Raw genomic sequence first — 19620 nt, forward strand, 5'->3', positions numbered from 1 at the left:
TAGAGGTCAAGCCCATGAATTCAAAGGTTTTGAAGTTTTTTAATTATCAATTTTAAACTATCAATTATCAATTGAAGTTATAAATTAAGGAGAGATTTGTATGGGTGGGAAACCAGTAAGAGTTGGAGAAAAAATAATGATTGAATTAGAAGATTTGGCAACCGGGGGAGATGCAGTAGGAAGAATTGACGGATTTGTAATCTTTATCTCAGGGGGGATTCCTGGGGAAAAGGTCAAAGTTGAAATAACCCAAGTAAAAAAGAGCTATGGGCGAGCTAAAATAAGCGAAGTAGTCAAGCGATCTGCTGAGCGGGTTCAGCCAAGTTGTCAGGAAGATGAAGATTGTGGTGGTTGTCAGATTTCTTATCTTGATTACCAAGCACAATTGAAGTATAAAAGAAAGATAGTTAAAGATACTATAGAAAGGATTGCTAAATTAAGAGAGATTAAGGTCAATCCGGTTGAGGGAATGGAGAATCCTTTCTTTTATCGAAACAAAGCTCAATTTCCATTAGCTAAGCAGGGAGAAGAGGTAATTACTGGCTTTTATGCCTTGGGAACCCATCAGTTGATTGAATTGGATGATTGTCAGATTCAGCATCCGTTAATTAATCGGGTGGTTAGAGAGGCGATTGATCTGATTGAAGAGCATCAGGTTTCAATCTATAATGAACAGCAACATCAGGGTCTATTACGCCATTTAGTAGTCAGAGTTGGGGTCTGTACAAATCAGGCGATGTTGATCTTTGTAACTAAGGAGCGAGAATTCTCAGCGGGAATGGAGATAGCAACTGAACTATTAGAGCGGATACCTGAACTGGTCAGTATTAATCAAAATATCAATCCTGAACAGACCAATGTTGTACTAGGAAGAAGGACTGAGCAGCTAGTAGGACAAGACCATATTATAGATTATATCGGGCCAATCAAATATAAGATATCTCCGTTAGCTTTCTTTCAAGTTAATACCTTACAGGCTAAGGTATTATATGATCAAGTCGTTGAGTATGCCCAACTTTCAGGAACAGAGAGAGTACTTGATGCTTATTGTGGTGTCGGTTCGATTGCCCTTTATTTGGCCCGTTTTGCCAAAGAAGTCTGGGGGATTGAAGTCGTTGGAGAGGCGATTGAGGCAGCTCAAGAGAATGCTCAAATAAATGGAATTGATAACTGCCAATTTGAAATAGGAAAGGTGAGAAATGTTCTACCTAGATTACAACAGGAGTTGAAGCCAGAGGTTATTGTTGTTGATCCCCCACGGAAGGGTTGCCATCAAGAGGTCTTAGCTACCTTTGCTGAATTAGAGCCAGAACGGATTGTTTATGTTTCCTGTGATCCAGCAAGCTTAGCTAGAGATCTAAAGTGCTTAACCGAAGTAGGATATCGAGTAGAGGAGATTCAACCGGTTGATATGTTTCCACAGACATTCCATATTGAGAACGTGGCGCTGATAAAAAAGCAATGAATAACGAATATAGTTGACAGTTGACAGTGAACAGTTTACAGTTAAAATTCAAAAAATCAAAAAACAAAGATCCCTGAAAAGCCCTATGCCTACAGGTTTATGTGCTTTTTGATTTTAAGATTTTAATGCTCTTCCTTCGGGTTCTTTGAACCCTTCGTGATGAAAAAATCCGCTCTTAGATTTTTTATATCTACTGTCAACTGTACCTACGGGTCTTTATCAAGACCCTTCGTGAAAATCATAAAAACCGTATCCACCGTAAACTGTACACTGATATTTAGTGACAAGGTTTTGCTATTTTTTAAAGTTGAAAATTTAATTATAAAAGGATAGTTTTAGCCATACTAAGAAGGTTTTTACTAATTTATCTTGAACAATAAGAGTAGGTGGCATTTATGCTAACTAAAGAAGTGACAATTATTGACAAAATTGGTCTTCACCTTAGACCAGCTTCTGTCTTAGTTGCTATTGCTAATCAATTTGAATCAGAAATTATTGTTGTTAGGGACAATCAAGAAGCGAACTTAAAAAGTATTATTAGCGTGATGAATTTGGCTGTTGGCTGTGGTGAGAAAATTGAAATACAAGTTAGGGGTAAAGATGCCAAAGAAGCATTAGCTAAGATTGAGGAAGTTATTGCTAATGGTTTTGAAACAGAAGGTTTAGCTGGCAAGAAGCCAAAAAAAATGTCTGAAAAGTTGGATATTTATAGTAAAAATAATAAAGAGTAATTTCGATTCAGAAATGGTGGGATAAATAATGAAACGAGTTCCAGTTGAAGGTTTGGAGCCTGGAATGAAGGTAGCTAAGACTATTTATGCAGCGAATGGGAATATACTGCTTAATTCTGGAGTGAGATTAAAGGAAGCTTATATCGACAGTTTGAAAAATATGCAGATAATGGAGATTTATATTTTTGATGAGGAACTGCCTGATGTTTCAATACCAGAACCATTATCAGATAAGACAAGGCTAAAGGCAATTAAAGTTATTAAAGAGACGATGGAGCAGATTAAGGTGGGTCATGGTATTGATTCTAAGGAAGTAAAAGAGGCTATTACTGATATTTTAGATGAAATATTATTACAAAATCATGTAATTATTCATCTAAATGATATTAGAAGTTATGATAATTATACGTTTCATCATTCAGTTAATGTAACTATTTTAGCTGTCTTAATTGCTTTGAATTTTGATTATAATATAAAGCAGTTAAAGAAGATTGCTACTGGTGCTTTTTTGCATGACTTAGGTAAGACGATGATTGATCAAGAGATTATTATGAAATCTAAAGAGTTAACAACTGAGGAGTATGAAATAGTCAAAAAACATCCTAATTATGGTTATGAATTAATTAGGGAGATAGAGGGAATTAGTATTTTGTCAGCCCATGTTGCTTATCAACATCATGAACATTATGATGGCAGTGGTTATCCGCGAGGTCTGTGTAAAGATGAGATCAATGAATTTGCTCAAATAGTTACTGTAGCTGATATCTATGACGCTCTAACCAGTGATAGAATTTATAAAAGAAAGTTACGACCTGATGAAGCGTTGCAGATAATTCAACAATTAAAGGGGACTAAATTAAATCCTAAGTTTGTTGATGTGTTACATAAGCATATTGCTACTTATCCAGTTGGAACAGTTGTATCATTAAATAATAACGAGGTAGGATTAGTTGTAGATGTCAATAAAGAGAATTTAAGTGAACCGATTGTAAGAATCATCAGGGATCAAGCTGGAAATAAAGTAGAGGAGATCAGAGAGATAGATTTAATACATAATCAAGAAGTTGAAATTGAGGGAGTATTAGAATTTTAAACAAGAGGAGATGAAGATGAAGAGACTAAATTTGGTTTTAGGAATGGTGGTACTGTTATTGTTGGCCCAAGTAGGAGTGGCTTGGGGGTTGCCACAAGCTGAAATTAGACAAGGCAGAAACTCTATCGGCTATAGTATCCAGAGATTAGATGGTGAGATTAAATCAATGATCTTTGAAGGTGATTTTGGTTTAACTCCAACACTAGGATTGGATACTAGATACTTTTACTTTGAAGATGGAGATGATCTGATTGATTTGAACTTGAAGGTTAAGATTATTGATGATCGTGACTTTAATTTGACTGGATTAGTAGGTCGTCAGTTTAATTCAAATGATGATAAGACTCAAGTAGGGATGTTACTTTCTCAAGACCAATCTCAATATATTACCTTAAATGCAGGGGTTAATATTCTGTTAGATAGTGAAGATTCTTTGGGGTATAGTGTTGGTTTTGACTATATGTTGACTAGAGCGTGGTATTTGGAAGCAGGTTTTAGGGGGATTGCTGGTAAATCTGATCATGGTTTGACAATTGGGCTTAGAAACTACCTGTAAAGTAAAAGCATTGAATAGTTAATATTGAATACTGAATAATTAAAAGTAATTAACAATAAAAGGGCAAAAGATTAAGAGTTTTAATTTTAGCTACAGGTTTTAACCTGTGGTTGTCTATCGATCAAGGCTGAATGATTGTACTTATTGGTTTTACTTAAACTTAGACTTAACCTCAAACTTAATTTTTGTACAGTTTTTAGGTAAAATTTGATTACCTTGGAAATTCAAAAAAATAATAAATTTAGTTGAATTAAGTTGCTAATTTAATGTATAATTAAAGTGTTATTGAATACTTAAATTAGTTGTATTAAAAGTTATCTGAAATTTTTGTTTTTGAGTGTGACACCTATCACATAAATTAAATTTATCAAGTTAAGGAGGGGATTTAGAATATGGCATGTTCATGTGGAAATGCTGAAGAGAATCAAGAGAAATACTTTGCACCACTCAAGAAAGTATTAGAAAATTATGACAAGAAAGCAAAGGATTTAATTCCTGTATTACAGGAAACTCAAGAAGAGTATGGTTATCTTCCTCAAGAGGTATTAGAGGAGATAGCAAAGAGTTTAAGGGTACCTTTTAGTCAGGTATATGGGGTAGTAACCTTTTACTCTCAATTTCACTTAGAGCCACGTGGTGAAAATATAATCAGAATTTGTATGGGTACTGCTTGCCACGTTCGTGGAGCAGATAAGGTGCTTGATACGATGAAAGAAGAGTTAGGCATAGACGATGGAGAGACAACCGAAGATCTTAAGTTTACTTTAGAGTCAGTTGCTTGTATTGGTGCTTGTGGACTAGCTCCAGTAATTATGGTTAATGATAACACTCATGGTTTGTTAACTCCTGAGACAACTGTTGAAGTTTTAGATCAGTATCGAGGATAAAAGCTAGTGCAAATAAATGGAGGTGATTAATAATATGAAATCATTAGAGGAATTAAAAGAGTTAAGAGAGCGATTTCAAAAGGACTTACGAGTTAGAAAGGCTTCTGATAAACCTAAAGTTATTGTTGGGATGGATAGCTGTGGGATTGATGCTGGAGCAAGAGAAATTTTAAAGAAGGCTCTAACTGAGATTAGTCAGCGAGATTTAGATGTGGTAGTTACTCAGACAGCATGTATTGGAGAATGTGATAATGAGCCAACAGTGACTGTTGACTTACCAAACGAGCCAAAGATAGTTTATGGTGATGTAACTGTAGATAAAGTAGAAAAGATTATTGTTGATCATGTTGTAGAAGGTAACATTGTAAAAGATTTAGTAGTAGCAGAGTTAAACGAATAATCATAATCTTATGAGGAGGGAAGAATAGATGGACCAATCAATTTATAGATCTCATATATTGATCTGTGGAGGAACGGGATGTGTTTCTTCAGGTTGTAAGGAAGTTAGAAGTTCTCTAGAAGAAGAATTAGCTGAACGTGATTTAGTAAATGAGATTAAGGTTATAGAAACTGGATGCCATGGTTTTTGTGAAAAAGGGCCATTAATGATCGTTTATCCAGAAGGTGTATTTTATTGTAAGGTACAGCCAGAGGATATGGAAGAAGTTGTAGAAGAGCATATATTGAAAGGTAAGGTTGTTGAGAGATTATTATATACTGACCCAACAACAGGGGAGAATATCCCATCTTATCAGGAGATTGATTTTTATAAAAAGCAACAAAGAACAGCATTAATAAATTGTGGTTATATTGATCCTGAAGAGATTAAAGAATATATTGCTACAGGTGGTTATGAAGCTATCGGTAAGGCTTTAACTGAAATGACCCCTCAAGAAGTAATTGATGAAGTTAAGGAATCTGGCTTAAGAGGTCGTGGAGGAGGAGGTTTTCCTACAGGTCTTAAGTGGCAATTTGCTAGTGATGCAGAAGGTGATAAGAAGTATGTAATCTGTAATGCGGATGAAGGAGATCCAGGTGCTTTTATGGATCGTAGTATTTTAGAAGGAGATCCTCACGTATTGATAGAAGGAATGATCCTAGCAGCTTATGCGGTAGGTGCAGATGAGGGTTATGTTTATGTTCGAGCAGAGTATCCATTAGCAATTAAAAGGTTAAGAGTGGCTCTTGAGCAGGCTGAAGAGAATGGTTTATTGGGTGAAAATTTATTTGGAACAGATTTCAGTTTTAAGTTACGTATTAAAGAAGGAGCAGGAGCTTTTGTTTGTGGAGAAGAGACTGCTTTAATGGCATCAATTGAAGGAGAGAGAGGAATGCCAAGACCGAGACCTCCTTTCCCAGCTGAAAAAGGTTTATGGGGTAAGCCTACGAATATCAACAATGTAGAGACTTATGCTAATGTTCCAGCTATTATCAAAGAAGGTGCTGAAGCTTATAAGCAGGTAGGTACTGAAGGAAGTACAGGAACAAAGGTCTTTGCTCTAACAGGTAAGATCAATAATACTGGTTTGGCAGAAGTACCGATGGGAATTACTATGAGGGAGATTATTTATGACATCGGTGGCGGAATAAATGAGGGTAAAGAGTTTAAGGCAGTTCAAATTGGTGGGCCATCTGGTGGATGTCTGCCCGAGGATAAATTAGATTTAACGATTGATTATGATTCATTGCTTGAAGTTGGAGCAATGATGGGTTCTGGTGGACTTGTTGTGATGGATGAAGATACTTGTATGGTCGATGTAGCTAGATTCTTCTTGGACTTTACCCAAAGTGAATCTTGTGGAAAATGTACTCCTTGTCGGATCGGAACCAAGCAAATGTTAGATATCTTAGAGCGAATTACTGTTGGAGAAGGTCAAGAGGGAGATATTGAGTTATTGGAGAGGTTAGCTGAAAATATTAAGAGTACTTCTTTATGTGGCTTAGGTCAGACAGCACCTAATCCTGTCTTGAGTACTTTAAGATACTTCCGTGATGAGTATGAAGCTCATATTTATGAGCAGACCTGTCCAGCGGGTGCTTGTGAAGAGTTATTAGGGGCTTATGTAATTGATGGAGAAGCTTGTGTAGGTTGTACTGTTTGCACTGAGGCTTGTCCAGTTGATGCAATTGCTGGTGAAGCTAAAGAGGAGCATCTGATTGATGAGGATGCATGTATAGCTTGTGGAGCTTGTGTAGACAAATGTCCAGTTGATGCAATTACACAATAAATAAATTATTAAAAGGAGTGATAAAATGGGTACTATTACTGTAACGATAGATGGTCAACAGGTTGAAGTTGATCAACAGGCTACTTTATTGGATGCAGCTAATAAAGTAGATATAGAGATTCCAACTCTCTGTTATCATCCAGATTTGACCTTGCATGGTTCTTGTAGAATTTGTGTTGTTGAAGATGCAGAAAGTGGAAATTTATTGGCTTCTTGTGCTACACCTGTAACTGATGGAATGAAGATTAAGACTATTACTGATAAAGTTATAGAAGCACGTAAAATGAATCTTGAACTATTACTTTCTGATCATCCTAATGACTGTATGACTTGTGAAGCAGATGGGGCTTGTGATCTACAGGAGTTGGTTTATGAGTATGATGTTTCTGAACCGAGCTTTGGTTTAATGGAAGAGGGCAAGTTTGAGGTCAAGAATGAGAATCCATTTATTGAGTTTGATTCTAATAAATGTATCTTATGTGGTAAGTGTGTTAGAGTGGATAATGAAGTTCAATGTTCTGGAGCGATTGATTTTATAGAACGTGGCTTTAGTTCAAAGGTAGCAGTACCTTTTGATCAGGATTTAGGAGCTGACTTTTCTAGTTGTGTCTTCTGTGGACAATGTGTAGAGATGTGTCCAACAGGTGCTTTGACTTATAAGCCTGCGAAGGGCCAAGGTAGGGAGTATGAGCTAGAGAAGGTAGAGACAACTTGTCCTTATTGTGGGGTTGGCTGTCAGATTGAATTGCAGGTTAAGGATAATAAGATCGTTCAAGTTGGTTCTATTTATGATGAAGATCATCCTAATCCAGTAGGTGAAACTTGTGTTAAGGGTCGTTTTGCTTATGATTTTGTCGATCATCCTGAGCGATTGACGAAGCCGTTGATTAAAAAGGATGGAGAGTTTGAAGAGGTTAGCTGGGATGAAGCGTTAGATTATACAGCTCAGAAATTAGGCAAGATTAAAGAAGAAGATGGCGGCGAAGCTATTGCTGGTTTAACTTCAGCTAGATGTAGTAATGAAGAAAATTATATATTCCAAAAATTTATGCGAGGTGCATTAGGCACAAATAGTGTAGATCACTGTGCCCGGTTATGACACTCCTCTACAGTGGCTGGTCTAGCCGCAAGTTTTGGTAGTGGAGCAATGACAAATTCTATAGGTGAGGTTGAAAAAGCAGATGCAATCTTTGTTACTGGTTCAAATACAACTGAAGCACATCCAGTAATTGGTAGCATGATCAAGAAAGCAGCCAGAAATGGTGCTAATTTAGTTGTTGCTGATCCTAGAGAGATTGAATTATCTAAAGAGGCTGATTTAGCTGTTCAACAAAAGCCTGGTACTGATATCGCTTTATTAAATGGCTTGATGCATGTAATAATTAAAGAAGGATTACATGATGAAGAATATATTAAAAATAGAACTGAAGGTTTTGAAGCAGTTAAGGAGACTTTAGAAGAATATACACCAGAAAAGGTAGAAGAGATTACTGGTGTAAAAGCCGAAGATATAGTTGAGTTAGCTAAATTATATGCTTCAGCAGATACAGCAGCAATCTATTATTCAATGGGGATGACTCAACATAAATCTGGTACAGATAATGTATTAACTGTAGCTAACTTAGCTATGTTGACAGGAAATGTAGGTAAAGAAGGCGGAGGAGTTAATCCATTACGGGGACAAAATAATGTACAAGGTGCTTGTGATTTAGGTGGACTTGCAACTGTATATCCAGGTTATCAAGCGGTTGAAGATCCTGAGGCTAAAGCTAAGTTTGAAAAAGCGTGGGGTGTAGATGAGTTAAATCCTAATAACGGACTGACTGTAGTAGAGATGGTTAATGCTGCAGGAGAAGGTGACGTTAAAGGTCTTTATGTCTTAGGTGAAAACCCAATGATTTCTGATCCAGATCAACATCATGTTGAGGAGGCTTTAAAGGCTACTGAATTCTTAATAGTGCAAGATATCTTCCTAACAGAGACTGCTGAACTTGCTGATGTGGTATTTCCAGCAGCTTGTTTTGCTGAAAAGGATGGAACTTTCACTAACTCAGAAAGAAGGGTACAGCGAATAAATAAAGCTGTTGAAGCTCCAGGTGAGGCTAAAGCAGATTGGAAGGTTTTCTGTGAGTTGGCTAAGAGATTAGGTTTTGAAATGGATTATGATTCTGAAGCTGAAATCATGGATGAGATTGTAGAAGTTACACCAATCTATGGTGGTATTAGCTATGATAGAATAGCTAATGAAGAGCTACAATGGCCATGTCCTGACAAGGATCATCCAGGGACTAAGTTCTTACATGAAGGTGAGTTTGCTCATGGTAAGGGTAAGTTCCATGTTACAAAGCATATTGCACCAATTGAGTCAGCGGATGATGAGTATCCATATATTATGATGACAGGTAGAATGTTATATCACTTCCATGGTGGTAGTATGACTAGACGTTCTGCTGCTGTTGATGCTTATGAGTCGGATGCTTATGTAGAGATTAATTGCGATGATGCTGTTAAATTAGATATTGAGGATGGAGATAGAGTTAAGGTTACTTCCCGTCGTGGTGAAGTAGAGACTTATGCTCGAGTTGTGGATATAGTTCAAGAAGGCGAAATATTTATGCCTTTCCACTACGCAGAGAGTCCAGCTAATAGGTTGACTAATGGTGACGAATTAGATCCTAAAGCTAAGATACCCGAACTTAAGGTAACAGCTGTTAAGGTGGAAAAAGTGTAAGTAGTGACTGATGATTAGTGATTTGAAATAATAAGGGCCAACTGCCTTAACTGGGGGTTGGCTCTTTTATATTAGTTAACAGTTGATAGTTTACAGTGTACAGTTATAAGCTCAAGACCTTAAGAACTTAAGTACTCTAAAATGCCCTATATCTACAGGTTTGGAGTGATTTTGAATTTCAACTGCTAGTTGGACATTGTAAATTGTACACTGATATTTAGTTTTTGTGTGGGGGTTTAACATGAAACAAGATGAATTTGAATTATTAGAATATGGAATTTTGGTTATTTTAGTTATAATTTTGGTAGCTATGATCTATATTATATTAGGGGGGGAAATCCAGGATTTAATTATTATATTTTCTTGAAGTTGGGAGGTGATAAAATGCAAGTTGTAGCAACTGATTGCCGAGATTATGATCGGAAGTTAGTATTGAACACGGTTAGAGACGCCTTAACTAGTTTGCAAGTTGAGCAATTAGTTGCTAGAGGGGATAGTGTATTATTGAAACCAAACTTATTGAGCCCTCATCAGCCTGAAGCAGGGATTACTACTCATCCTATTGTAGTTGAAGCTGTAATTACATATTTTCAAGAATTAGAAGTAGAAGTTAAAGTAGGAGAGAGCTCAGGAGGCATGATGGTCAATCAATCTTTGACTGAACAAGCATTTCAAAAGACTGGAGTATTGGCTGTTTGTCAGAAATTAGGAGTTGAAGTGATTAATTTTGATCGAGCTTCTACTAAGATAGTCAGTAATGATAGATATGATTTCCCATTACCTGAGGTATTATTGGAGGCGGATTTGGTGGTATCATTACCTAAATTAAAGACCCATAGCTTGACCTTGTTTACTGGAGCGATTAAGAATTTATATGGTTGTATTCCTGGGATGAAGAAGGTGGGATACCATCGGAGTTGTCCCCATCCAGCTGACTTTTCAGAGTTGATTGTTGATATTTTTGAACTGGTCAAGCCTGATCTAGCAGTAATGGATGGGATAGTCGGTTTAGAGGGGAATGGGCCAGGCTCTACAGGAGATGCGTGCCAGATAGGGGTTCTGTTGGCTAGTCAAGATCTGGTTGCCTTAGATGCAGTTGCTGCTTCTTATTTGGGTTATACTCAAAATCAGGTACCAATTACTCGGATAGCTGCTAAAAGAGATCTGGGAAGCAATCAACTGCAGCAGATAGAAATAATAGGAGGTTATCAACCTGCTCAGCAGGGCTATCGATTGCCTTCTAATGCTTTATTGAGCTTGCTACCTAATTGGTTATTACAACCTCTGTTTGGTTCTTTATTATCACAGCCAGTAATTAACCATCAGGAGTGTATTAAATGCCAACGTTGTGTGCAAAGTTGTCCACAAGATGTGATTGTTGACCGACAGGGATTAGAAATAGAAGAAAAAGGTTGTATTAAGTGTTTGTGCTGTCAAGAGTTATGTCCTCAAGAGGCAATAACTGTTAAAGAGCATTTGTTAGTTAAATTAATTAGATCAATCAAAGGGTTTTTACGTTGATTTTTGACTAGGTATTTCTAATATGGTATAATTAATTGTGTTTATTAGAAGTAGAACTCTAAAAAAAACGCACAAGGTGGGGATAGAATGAGTGAAGCCAGTAAAAAATTAGATTTAGAAAGTAAATATGAAGAAATGTCTGAGCATGAGCTGATTAGATTAGCTCAGAAGGGGGACAAGCTGGCTGAAGAATACTTGATCGATAGCAATATTGATATTGTTTATGCTAAATCCAAATTATTTTACATTAAAGGATTGGATAATGATGATGTAATCCAAGAGGGATTGGTAGGATTGCATAAAGCAATCAGAGATTATAAGGTCAAGAGGGAAGCATCATTTCGCGGTTTTGCTCATTTGTGCGTCAATAGACAACTTATATCAGCGATCAAAACAGCTAATCGCCAAAAGCATATGCCGTTGAATAATTCCACTTCTATTGATAAGAAGTTGAAGTATTCTAAAGATGATGGAGGTCGGGGGCGTACTTTACTAGATATTTTACCTGATCAAAATAATGATCCTGAAAAGAATTATGTCAACCGTGAGTTAGTAACAGAAGTAACATATCAATTACGTAAGATGCTGACCGAGTTGGAATGGGATGTATTTGATAAGTATATCCAAGGTAAATCGTATAAGGAGATTGCTTTAGAGATTGAATGTAATGTTAAAACAGTTGATAATGCATTACAACGAGCCCGCCGTAAGATTGATGATTTGAAAGAAAGATTGACTGAGGAAATAAAAGAATACTAATAAAACTAACAGAAGTTGTCCATTAGGGCAACTTTTTAGTTTTTAAAGAGTATTGACATCCCAGAGTTAAAATAGTAAAATATACATAAATGTAAATAAGTGTAAACGGGGTGGTGGGATGGAGCAACAACGCCCAATAATTTATCTATTAGCAGATCAGAGTAAGTATTTACTTGGTCTATCTACTTTACCTGAATTAGATACTAAGTATTATCTACAACAGGGGGTTATAGAACAAGACTTTAAACTATTTTTGTTGACAGAAGAGTTGGACTGGGGAGTAGGAGAGTATCTGTACCAGAAGATAACTACTGCCCAAGAGCGAAGAGGGGCCAACTTTGATAGTAGATTGGTAGCAGGAGGGTTGTTTAATCTCTTGTTAGACTTTGATCCGTTGACCAAGGTAGTTGAGGATAAGAAGGCAGAGATTGCTGAGGAGTTGCAGCAATTTAAGTTAGTAACTAAAGTTACTAAAGAAGAGGTAGCTAGGCAAGAGATCTTGGCTACCTCTTTTCCCCGTCCAGTAGAGTTCTACCAGGTCTATCGGTTAGTGGCAGGTCAGAAGTTATATTATAGTGAGATTAGGCAAGTGGTACGGAAGAATAAACTGGTGGTTAGAGATTTAAGTAAGGTTTTGCTATATTTAAAGTTGTTAGGTCGGCTAGAGATAATTTCAGCAATTAAGTATCGGAGCAGCTCGATCAGTTGCCAGCGGTGTGGTAGTCAGCAGGTAGTGGAGATTGAGTGTGGTTATTGTGAAAGCTTGGATTATCATTGTCAGGACTGTCTGATGATGGGGGAGGCTAGATTATGCCGTCCGTTGTATCGAATTCCAGCTATGGAGACTGAATCAGAGTTGAAGTTTATTGAGCCTGAGTTGGAATTTGAATTGACAGCACTCCAGCAGGATGTCTCTGATCAGTTGGTTAAATTTACGCAGCAAAATTATCAACAGGCTCTGGTCTGGGCAGTCTGTGGGGCTGGTAAGACGGAGGTGACCTTTGCTGTCATTGCTAAGTTATTAAATCAAGGTAGGCAGGTCTTATTTGCGATTCCACGGCGGGATGTAGTCGTTGAGTTGGCAGAAAGATTACGGGAGGCTTTTCCTGAAATCAGCATTAAGGCGCTTTATGGAGGTAGTGAGGAACGATATCAGCAGGCTGAGTTGGTAATTGCGACCACCCATCAGGTCTTACGGTATTATCAAGCCTTTGATCTGATTATCTTAGATGAGATGGATGCCTTTCCCTATCAAGGCAGTGAGATTCTAAAGCGGGTGCTTCAAGAGGCGAGAAAGGATGACGGGCAGATCATTTATATGACTGCTACTCCTGGGCCAGAGGAGTTTGCGGAGTTAGAAGAAGGTCGCTCAAAGTTGATCAAGCTATCGGCTAGATATCATGGTTATCCACTCCCCGAGCCTGAACTGTTGACGGCAGAGCTGAAGTATGATCAGGAGGAGGGGGTTGTGGAGTTGGCCCAGCTTGTGTTGGACAAGTTGTGGTTATCGGTTGAGGGTGATGGAGCTCAGGTCTTTCTCTTCGTTCCGAGTAGGGATTTAGTGGATTTAGTCGTTGATTATTTACGAGTTCAGTTTCCAGAGATCAATGGAGTCAGTTGGGTGCAGGGTAGTCATTCCCAGGATCAACGTCGTGAAGAGAAGCGGGAAGGATTTTTGGCAGGAGATTATCCGATCTTGGTTTCGACGACGATCATGGAGCGAGGTGTAACGGTGGAGAAGGCCAATGTCTTGGTCTTGTTTGCTGATTGGGAGTATGTCTTTAATCACCAGACTCTGATCCAGATGGCTGGTAGATCTGGTAGATCCCTTACTTATCCTGAGGGAAGGGTCTGGTTTATCGGAAATGAGATCAGTGAGGAGATGGAGCTGGCAAGAGATATGATCTGTGAGTTGAATCAGGATGCGAGGGAGAAAGGACACCTAAAAAAGCATTGAATATTTAATATTGAATAGTTAAAAACAATTGAAAGTTGATAATTGATAATTGACAGTAGCTAGAAAAAATTTAAGAGCGGATGGACACTGATAAAAAAGCATTGAATATTTAATATTGAATAATGAATAGTTAAAGATCAAAGGTTTAAGATCAAAATCCTTAAGATTAAAATTCAGTGAATCACGAATGAGGAATAATTGGCCCTAATTATAAAATGATTGATAAACAAAAATTAACAATTGACAGAATGTACAATGGACAATTAAAGAGCTTTTAAAGTATTTTGATTAAGGAATTGGGCTTTAATTGTAAATTGTTAATTGTATATTGTAAATTTGTTTTCGAGGTGATTTTATGCTATCGAAAGTCTACAATTTCATTCTAGAATTACTATACCCCGCCTGGCCAAGCTGTCCAGCTTGTGGACGGGAGTTTAGCAGTAGTGAGATCGGTTTTTGCTCTGAATGTATCGATGAGATCGAATTTATCGGTGATGATTACTGTATCAAGTGTGGTAAGCTAACCGAGAATAAATTATGCCTTGATTGTAGGGAGCAGGAGCGGTTTTTCAGTCAGGCTCGGGCGGTTGGTCTTTATGATGCGGGGTTGAAGGAATATATTAAGCAGTTGAAATATGAACAACGGCAGCAGTTAGCTAGACCGTTGGCAGGGTTGTTAACTAGATATGCTGAGTACTACTATCAGATTAATCGGCTGGATCTAATAACATATATTCCAATTCACAAGGAACGTCTAGAGGAGCGGGGGTTTAATCAGGCCTATCTGTTGGCTAAGCAGTTAGCTAGTGAACTTAGATTACCGATTAAGTCGCTGTTGGCTAGAATAGTAGATACTGCTCGGCAGAGTGAGTTGGCCCGGCAGGAGCGATTGCAGAATCTAGCTGGTAAGTTCAAGATAGAGAATCAGCAGTTAGTTAAAGGGCAGAGGATATTGTTGGTTGATGATATCTTTACGACTGGAGCAACGGTCAATGAAGCCAGTAAACTGTTGCTGGAAGCAGGAGCGAAAGATGTTAAAGTAATTACATTGGCCACTGGGATGGATCTTGTCAGATAACAAGGAATTTTTGTAGAAATAGAGAATAATATTAGTAACTGGTGACTAGTGATTAGTGATTAGGTTTTAGAGTATTTAACCAATTACAGATTTAAGCTTTGATTTTGATCTTTTGAATTTAATTGTGAATTGTACATTGTAAATTGTTAATTAAACTGGGGGGTGACTGAAGTGTCAATACAAAAATGTAAGGATTGCAAACAGATCTTTGCTCCTGTCCGGAAAGAGAAGAAGTGTCCTGACTGTAGAAGAAAAGAGAATGAGAAGTTTAAGCTTGTGCGGGATTATTTATGGGAGAACCCTGGGGCGACGATCGAAGAAGTGCATCAAGATACTGAAGTCGAAAAGAAGTTGATCCGTGAGTTTGTGAAGCAAGGCCGTTTTGAGCAGATGGGAGAGTTAGAACTGACTATTGACTGTGATCGATGTGGAGTTCCGATTTCGAGTGGACGGTTTTGCAAAAGTTGTCGAGATGCTTTACAGGATAGCTTTAACAAGGCTAAGAGCAAGTTAAAGAAAAAGCCTAAGGAGAAGAAAGGTGCCGGGATGTTTACTAGGGAGCGACGTGAAAAAAGATAATAGCTTTCGCGAGAGGGGTTTAAGGTAGGATAACTGTTTATTAGTTAGTTAATCTTCCTTAAGCCTTTTTTATTGTTTGAGATGGGGGTTAAATAATGTTGAGGAATTAACGATAAAATAAAAAAGCATTGAATATTTAATAATGAATATTGAATAATTAATAGTTAAAATAATAGTTAAAAATCAAGAGCGTTAGAAAATCATAAAATCAAATTCTTTAATTCAATAGAATTTAAAACTTTTGAATTTAACTCACACTGACACTGAATCAAAAATATGTATTCAGTACTAAGTATTCAAAGCTCAAGCAGCTCAGTTAAAAGAATGATTTGGAAGACAAAATATTTAGTCGCAGGATGCTTTGCAAACATTGATGGGTTTAGTTAGTGTTTTGAATGTGTGACTTTGAATTCCCTACGGGTCTTAAAAAAAACAAGACCCTTCGTGAAAACCCTATCCACTGTCAATTGTACATTGTAAATTGTACACTAAGATGGGGGCAGAGAAATTTAGTTATTTGCGAGGTATTGTAATAACAGGCTTTAATTTAGCTAAGAGCATTAAGTTCATTAAAGGTGGTGGTAGAGATGAAAATTGATCAGAATCAACAAGCGAAGTTGGCCCAGGCTTTTAACAAGTATAACAAGCAACAACGACAGCAGGAGCAAAAGATCGGTAAGGATCAAAGAACGGATCGAGTCTCTTTATCCAAGGAGGCCTTGCAGCTACAGAAGGTGGAACAGGAGTTGGCTGAGAAGGTTGATTCGCCAGAGCGGCAGGAGAAAATTGACAGGATAAAAGCGGAAGTTCAGGCAGGGACTTATAATGTCGATGGTGAAGCTATAGCGGAGAAGATGCTGGACGGTATAATGAACAATTGACAATGTACAATGTACAATTGGGAGATCAAAATCTTAAAAGAAGAGAATAGTTAAAGACCAAAAGTTCAAAGACAGTAACCACGAATCAACACAAATTAACATTAATAAAAAATGGATTATAAATTAAGGTCAAAAACAGATAAGCCACAGATCAATACTGATTAAAATAAATTTAAAAAGTAGTGAAAATAATAGGGAATACTTAAAGCTCAAAAACTCAAAGATAGCAACCACGAATTAACACTAATTGACAATTAAAGGTCAAGGTTTTTGAAGTGTTGGAAGTTTTTAACTATCAACTTTAAACTATCAATTATCAATTGAATTTACACTGCGAAGGAGGAAGCTTATGGCAGAAGTTGAAGTAACAGAATATCATATCAAACAGTTAATCGAAATCTTAAAGGCTGAATATAAAATCCATCAAAAGATTTATGAACTAGGTGAGAGAAAACGGGAAGCACTTCTTGAGCAGGATATGACTAAGTTAAATGAGATTGTTAAGAAGGAAGAAGAGGTTGTAGATTATATAGAGGTATTAGAGGGAAAGAGAAGTGATTTAGTAGGTGATTTAAGTATTACTGAACTGATAAAAGAGTCTGAGCCTCCTTACGATGAAAGATTAGAGGAGATAGGTGAGAAGTTATCACTTTTGATGGCCAAGCTGATCGATTTGAACCAGCTTAATAATAAATTAATCCAAGATGGCATTAAGATGACTAATTTCAGTCTCAGCATCTTGACGGATGATCAAAAGAGTACTTATGGGAAAAAGGGTTCATTCAATAATGATCGAAAAAGGAGTTCGATTCTTAATCACAAAGCATGAGAAGCGTGTCGGTGTCAGTAGTCCGTGCCAGTGGAAGAGCAGAAAAAGCGTGACTGTGTCAGTAATTTGTGTCTGTGAAAACCATTAAACTTAAATATTATTAGAGATTGATTTTCTTTTTTCTTAATGATTTTCATGGTCTTGAATTTTTACAGACAACAGTCACAGCCACAGACACGTATTTCACCGGTAACACTTGACAGACAACGGATAACAGAAGAACAGGAGGGAAAGTGATGACATCAACATTTGGAGGAATTGAGTTAGCCAAACGGGCTTTACAAACACAACAGAAGTCTTTGATGGTAACGGGTCATAATATCGCTAATGCTAATAATGAAAATTACTCCCGGCAGCAGGCAGTTCAAGGAACGACAACACCTTATACTGTGCCAGGGTTAAATCAAAGTGCTAATGCCGGCCAAATTGGAACGGGAGTTGAAGTTAAAAAGATTGAACGGATGCGGGATAACTTTGTAGATAGTAGGATCAGAGCTGAAAATCATGGTTTAGGTGAATGGGAGATGAAAAAAGAGAATTTAAAAGAGATTGAGTCTATCTTTAATGAATTAGAAGAGGGCGGATTGGTTAATAGTTTAGATGAGTTTTGGACCAGTTGGCAGGAGCTTAACAATAACCCCGAGAGTCTAGCTATGAGAGAGACACTTGTCCAAAAATCAATTACTTTAACGACTCAGATGAATCACTTTGATTCGGCTTTGGAGGAATTTAAAGGGAATTTAGGAACAGAGATTGAAGGGCGGGTCGATGAGTTTAATGCTTTAACCAGCAGAATTGCCAGTCTCAATGACCAGATTAAAGCGGTTGAGACTGATGGTAAGAAGAATGCCAATGACTTGATCGATGAACGGGATGCTTTACTAGATGATCTCTCTAAGTTGGCTGATGTCAATATTAGAACGACAGAGGACAATGAAGCTAATGTTAGTTTGAATGGAATTAATGTCGTCCAGGGTAAGTTTGCTCATAAGTTAGAAGAGTCTACGGCTGGTGAAGAGATGGAGCTAGAGGAGAACTTTGTAGCTGCGTTCAGTGGAGATAGTGTTGAGAATGATGGTGAGGAATATGATTATATTAGAATTGTAAGTGATGAAGATATTGATAATATTGAAATAGAGTTTGGTGATGATGATGGTTATGATGATGGTACAATAACTTTAGATCGAGAGGATACAAGTAACTTTGAAGAGCGGATTAGAGGTTTGCTAGAAGATGAAGGTGAGCACGATATTAAGAATGTCACTGTTTTTGAAGATAGATTGGGGAAAGCTTTAGGCGATGAAGATTGGGAATTAGATAATGATAATGTCAACTTTGAGCATGAATTTGAAGGATATAAAGAAGATGGAATTGAAAAATATCAATTCCAAGTTGGTGGTAATAGTGTACAGATCAACAGTGGAGAGATTAAGGGCTTGCAGGATGTTAGGGATAAAGTTGATGATTATCGTGTTAATAATTTGGATCGATTGACGCGGAGGCTAGTCAGTGAGGTCAACCATATCCATGGCAATGGCTATGATATGAATGGTGATGCAGTTGGTGAAGATCATGAAAACTTCTTTACCTTCAATACTGAAGATGATGGTAAAGTACCAACAGCAGGTCACATCCAGGTCAATGAGAATATCGTGGATGATCCAAGTAAGATAGCTGCTTCTGCTAATGGTGAACTAGGAGATGGAAGCAATGCCCAACGAATTGCTGATCTGAGGTACAAAGGGGATGCTATCAATTCGACTGGTTTTAATGATTACTGGCAGACACAGACCAGTATGTTGGGGATTGATATCGAACGGGCTGATAGGATGCATAGTAATCAGAAGGTCTTGACTGACAGTTTAAAGGCGAAGCGTGATGAAGTGTCAGGTGTTTCTTTAGATGAAGAGATGACTGAGATGGTCAAGTTTCAGCATGGTTATAATGCAGCCGGACGAGTAATTTCACGGTTAGATGAGATGTTTAATACGCTTGTTAATACAATATAGCTAGTTAGCAATTGATAATTGATAATTAAAAAGCATATGTGTAAAATTAAGATAATCTTTGGTATTATAAGGGTTTAAGGTAGAGCTTTATTACAATTATGTGTAACTTTTGCTTAGAACCATGAGGGAGATTTCTCGTTCTGAAAGATTTTTTCTGAGCTTCTAAGATTCGTCTGCGAATAAATAAGAGCTAGCTAATTTAAAAGTAGGGAAATTAGCTAATTCATACTCTTATTTATTTCTCGACTCATCAACAAGCTAGACGAAAAAATCTAGATGTCACTGCGAAACATCCCTCATGATTTATAATTAGTTA

Annotated in this window: 17 protein-coding genes; all 17 read left to right on the forward strand. The window is 37.3% G+C overall.

All coding sequences use genetic code 11. From position 1 onward, the window contains the following. Positions 1-100 precede the first annotated feature (100 nt). Complete coding sequence (gene rlmD, locus MWH25_RS04475) at positions 101-1465, forward strand: 23S rRNA (uracil(1939)-C(5))-methyltransferase RlmD (RefSeq protein WP_248626302.1); 1365 nt, start codon at positions 101-103, stop codon at positions 1463-1465. 395 nt (positions 1466-1860) lie between these two features. Further along, entirely contained in the window at positions 1861-2196 is a 336-nt protein-coding gene (locus MWH25_RS04480) for an HPr family phosphocarrier protein (protein ID WP_248626304.1), read from the forward strand. 28 nt (positions 2197-2224) lie between these two features. Continuing rightward, the gene (locus tag MWH25_RS04485) at positions 2225-3289 is read left to right on the forward strand and encodes an HD-GYP domain-containing protein (protein ID WP_248626306.1); all 1065 of its coding nucleotides are present in this window, start codon (positions 2225-2227) and stop codon (positions 3287-3289) included. Positions 3290-3305: 16 nt separating this feature from the next. Next, entirely contained in the window at positions 3306-3845 is a 540-nt protein-coding gene (locus MWH25_RS04490) for a porin family protein (RefSeq protein WP_248626308.1), read from the forward strand. Between the two features lie 392 nt (positions 3846-4237). After that, a complete protein-coding gene (gene nuoE, locus MWH25_RS04495) occupies positions 4238-4732 on the forward strand; it encodes an NADH-quinone oxidoreductase subunit NuoE (RefSeq protein ID WP_248626310.1) in 495 nt (164 codons plus the stop codon). Positions 4733-4766: 34 nt separating this feature from the next. Next, a complete protein-coding gene (locus tag MWH25_RS04500) occupies positions 4767-5132 on the forward strand; it encodes a (2Fe-2S) ferredoxin domain-containing protein (RefSeq protein ID WP_248626312.1) in 366 nt (121 codons plus the stop codon). 28 nt (positions 5133-5160) lie between these two features. Beyond that, positions 5161-6960 carry an NADH-quinone oxidoreductase subunit NuoF gene (gene nuoF / locus MWH25_RS04505; protein ID WP_248626314.1) on the forward strand — a complete coding sequence of 600 codons (1800 nt, stop codon included), beginning with the start codon at positions 5161-5163 and terminating at the stop codon, positions 6958-6960. 25 nt (positions 6961-6985) lie between these two features. Further along, positions 6986-9691: a formate dehydrogenase subunit alpha gene (gene fdhF, locus MWH25_RS04510; protein WP_248626371.1), complete on the forward strand. Its 2706-nt coding sequence runs from the start codon at positions 6986-6988 to the stop codon at positions 9689-9691. Positions 9692-9932: 241 nt separating this feature from the next. Then, a complete protein-coding gene (locus tag MWH25_RS12875; RefSeq protein WP_282706884.1) occupies positions 9933-10058 on the forward strand; it encodes a hypothetical protein in 126 nt (41 codons plus the stop codon). A gap of 17 nt (positions 10059-10075) precedes the next feature. Further along, a complete protein-coding gene (locus MWH25_RS04515) occupies positions 10076-11212 on the forward strand; it encodes a DUF362 domain-containing protein (protein ID WP_248626316.1) in 1137 nt (378 codons plus the stop codon). A gap of 87 nt (positions 11213-11299) precedes the next feature. After that, entirely contained in the window at positions 11300-11971 is a 672-nt protein-coding gene (gene sigH / locus MWH25_RS04520; protein ID WP_248626318.1) for an RNA polymerase sporulation sigma factor SigH, read from the forward strand. Between the two features lie 118 nt (positions 11972-12089). Then, on the forward strand, positions 12090-13928 hold the full coding sequence (locus MWH25_RS04525; protein WP_248626320.1) for a DEAD/DEAH box helicase: 1839 nt from the start codon (positions 12090-12092) through the stop codon (positions 13926-13928). A gap of 355 nt (positions 13929-14283) precedes the next feature. Then, positions 14284-15006, forward strand: a complete 723-nt coding sequence (locus MWH25_RS04530) for a ComFC family protein (protein ID WP_248626322.1) — start codon at positions 14284-14286, stop codon at positions 15004-15006. 171 nt (positions 15007-15177) lie between these two features. After that, complete coding sequence (locus MWH25_RS04535) at positions 15178-15585, forward strand: flagellar protein (RefSeq protein ID WP_248626324.1); 408 nt, start codon at positions 15178-15180, stop codon at positions 15583-15585. Positions 15586-16172: 587 nt separating this feature from the next. After that, positions 16173-16466 carry a flagellar biosynthesis anti-sigma factor FlgM gene (gene flgM, locus MWH25_RS04540; protein ID WP_248626326.1) on the forward strand — a complete coding sequence of 98 codons (294 nt, stop codon included), beginning with the start codon at positions 16173-16175 and terminating at the stop codon, positions 16464-16466. A gap of 349 nt (positions 16467-16815) precedes the next feature. Next, positions 16816-17295, forward strand: coding sequence for a flagellar protein FlgN (locus MWH25_RS04545; protein ID WP_248626328.1), 480 nt, complete (start codon positions 16816-16818; stop codon positions 17293-17295). 236 nt (positions 17296-17531) lie between these two features. Beyond that, a complete protein-coding gene (gene flgK, locus MWH25_RS04550; protein ID WP_248626330.1) occupies positions 17532-19304 on the forward strand; it encodes a flagellar hook-associated protein FlgK in 1773 nt (590 codons plus the stop codon). Positions 19305-19620: the final 316 nt, after the last annotated feature.

Origin of the sequence: Natroniella acetigena (genome assembly GCF_023227745.1) — a bacterium.
Classification (GTDB): domain Bacteria; phylum Bacillota; class Halanaerobiia; order Halobacteroidales; family Halobacteroidaceae; genus Natroniella; species Natroniella acetigena.

Excerpts from the sequence above, each read along its gene's own strand:
- MWH25_RS04545 (WP_248626328.1), top strand. The coding sequence starts at position 16,816 with ATGGCAGAAGTTGAAGTAACAGAATATCATATCAAACAGTTAATCGAA.
- flgK (WP_248626330.1), top strand. The coding sequence starts at position 17,532 with ATGACATCAACATTTGGAGGAATTGAGTTAGCCAAACGGGCTTTACAA.
- MWH25_RS12875 (WP_282706884.1), top strand. The coding sequence starts at position 9,933 with ATGAAACAAGATGAATTTGAATTATTAGAATATGGAATTTTGGTTATT.
- MWH25_RS04500 (WP_248626312.1), top strand. The coding sequence starts at position 4,767 with ATGAAATCATTAGAGGAATTAAAAGAGTTAAGAGAGCGATTTCAAAAG.
- nuoF (WP_248626314.1), top strand. The coding sequence starts at position 5,161 with ATGGACCAATCAATTTATAGATCTCATATATTGATCTGTGGAGGAACG.
- nuoE (WP_248626310.1), top strand. The coding sequence starts at position 4,238 with ATGGCATGTTCATGTGGAAATGCTGAAGAGAATCAAGAGAAATACTTT.
- MWH25_RS04485 (WP_248626306.1), top strand. The coding sequence starts at position 2,225 with ATGAAACGAGTTCCAGTTGAAGGTTTGGAGCCTGGAATGAAGGTAGCT.
- flgM (WP_248626326.1), top strand. The coding sequence starts at position 16,173 with ATGAAAATTGATCAGAATCAACAAGCGAAGTTGGCCCAGGCTTTTAAC.
- MWH25_RS04525 (WP_248626320.1), top strand. The coding sequence starts at position 12,090 with ATGGAGCAACAACGCCCAATAATTTATCTATTAGCAGATCAGAGTAAG.
- MWH25_RS04515 (WP_248626316.1), top strand. The coding sequence starts at position 10,076 with ATGCAAGTTGTAGCAACTGATTGCCGAGATTATGATCGGAAGTTAGTA.
- sigH (WP_248626318.1), top strand. The coding sequence starts at position 11,300 with ATGAGTGAAGCCAGTAAAAAATTAGATTTAGAAAGTAAATATGAAGAA.
- rlmD (WP_248626302.1), top strand. The coding sequence starts at position 101 with ATGGGTGGGAAACCAGTAAGAGTTGGAGAAAAAATAATGATTGAATTA.
- MWH25_RS04480 (WP_248626304.1), top strand. The coding sequence starts at position 1,861 with ATGCTAACTAAAGAAGTGACAATTATTGACAAAATTGGTCTTCACCTT.
- MWH25_RS04490 (WP_248626308.1), top strand. The coding sequence starts at position 3,306 with ATGAAGAGACTAAATTTGGTTTTAGGAATGGTGGTACTGTTATTGTTG.
- MWH25_RS04530 (WP_248626322.1), top strand. The coding sequence starts at position 14,284 with ATGCTATCGAAAGTCTACAATTTCATTCTAGAATTACTATACCCCGCC.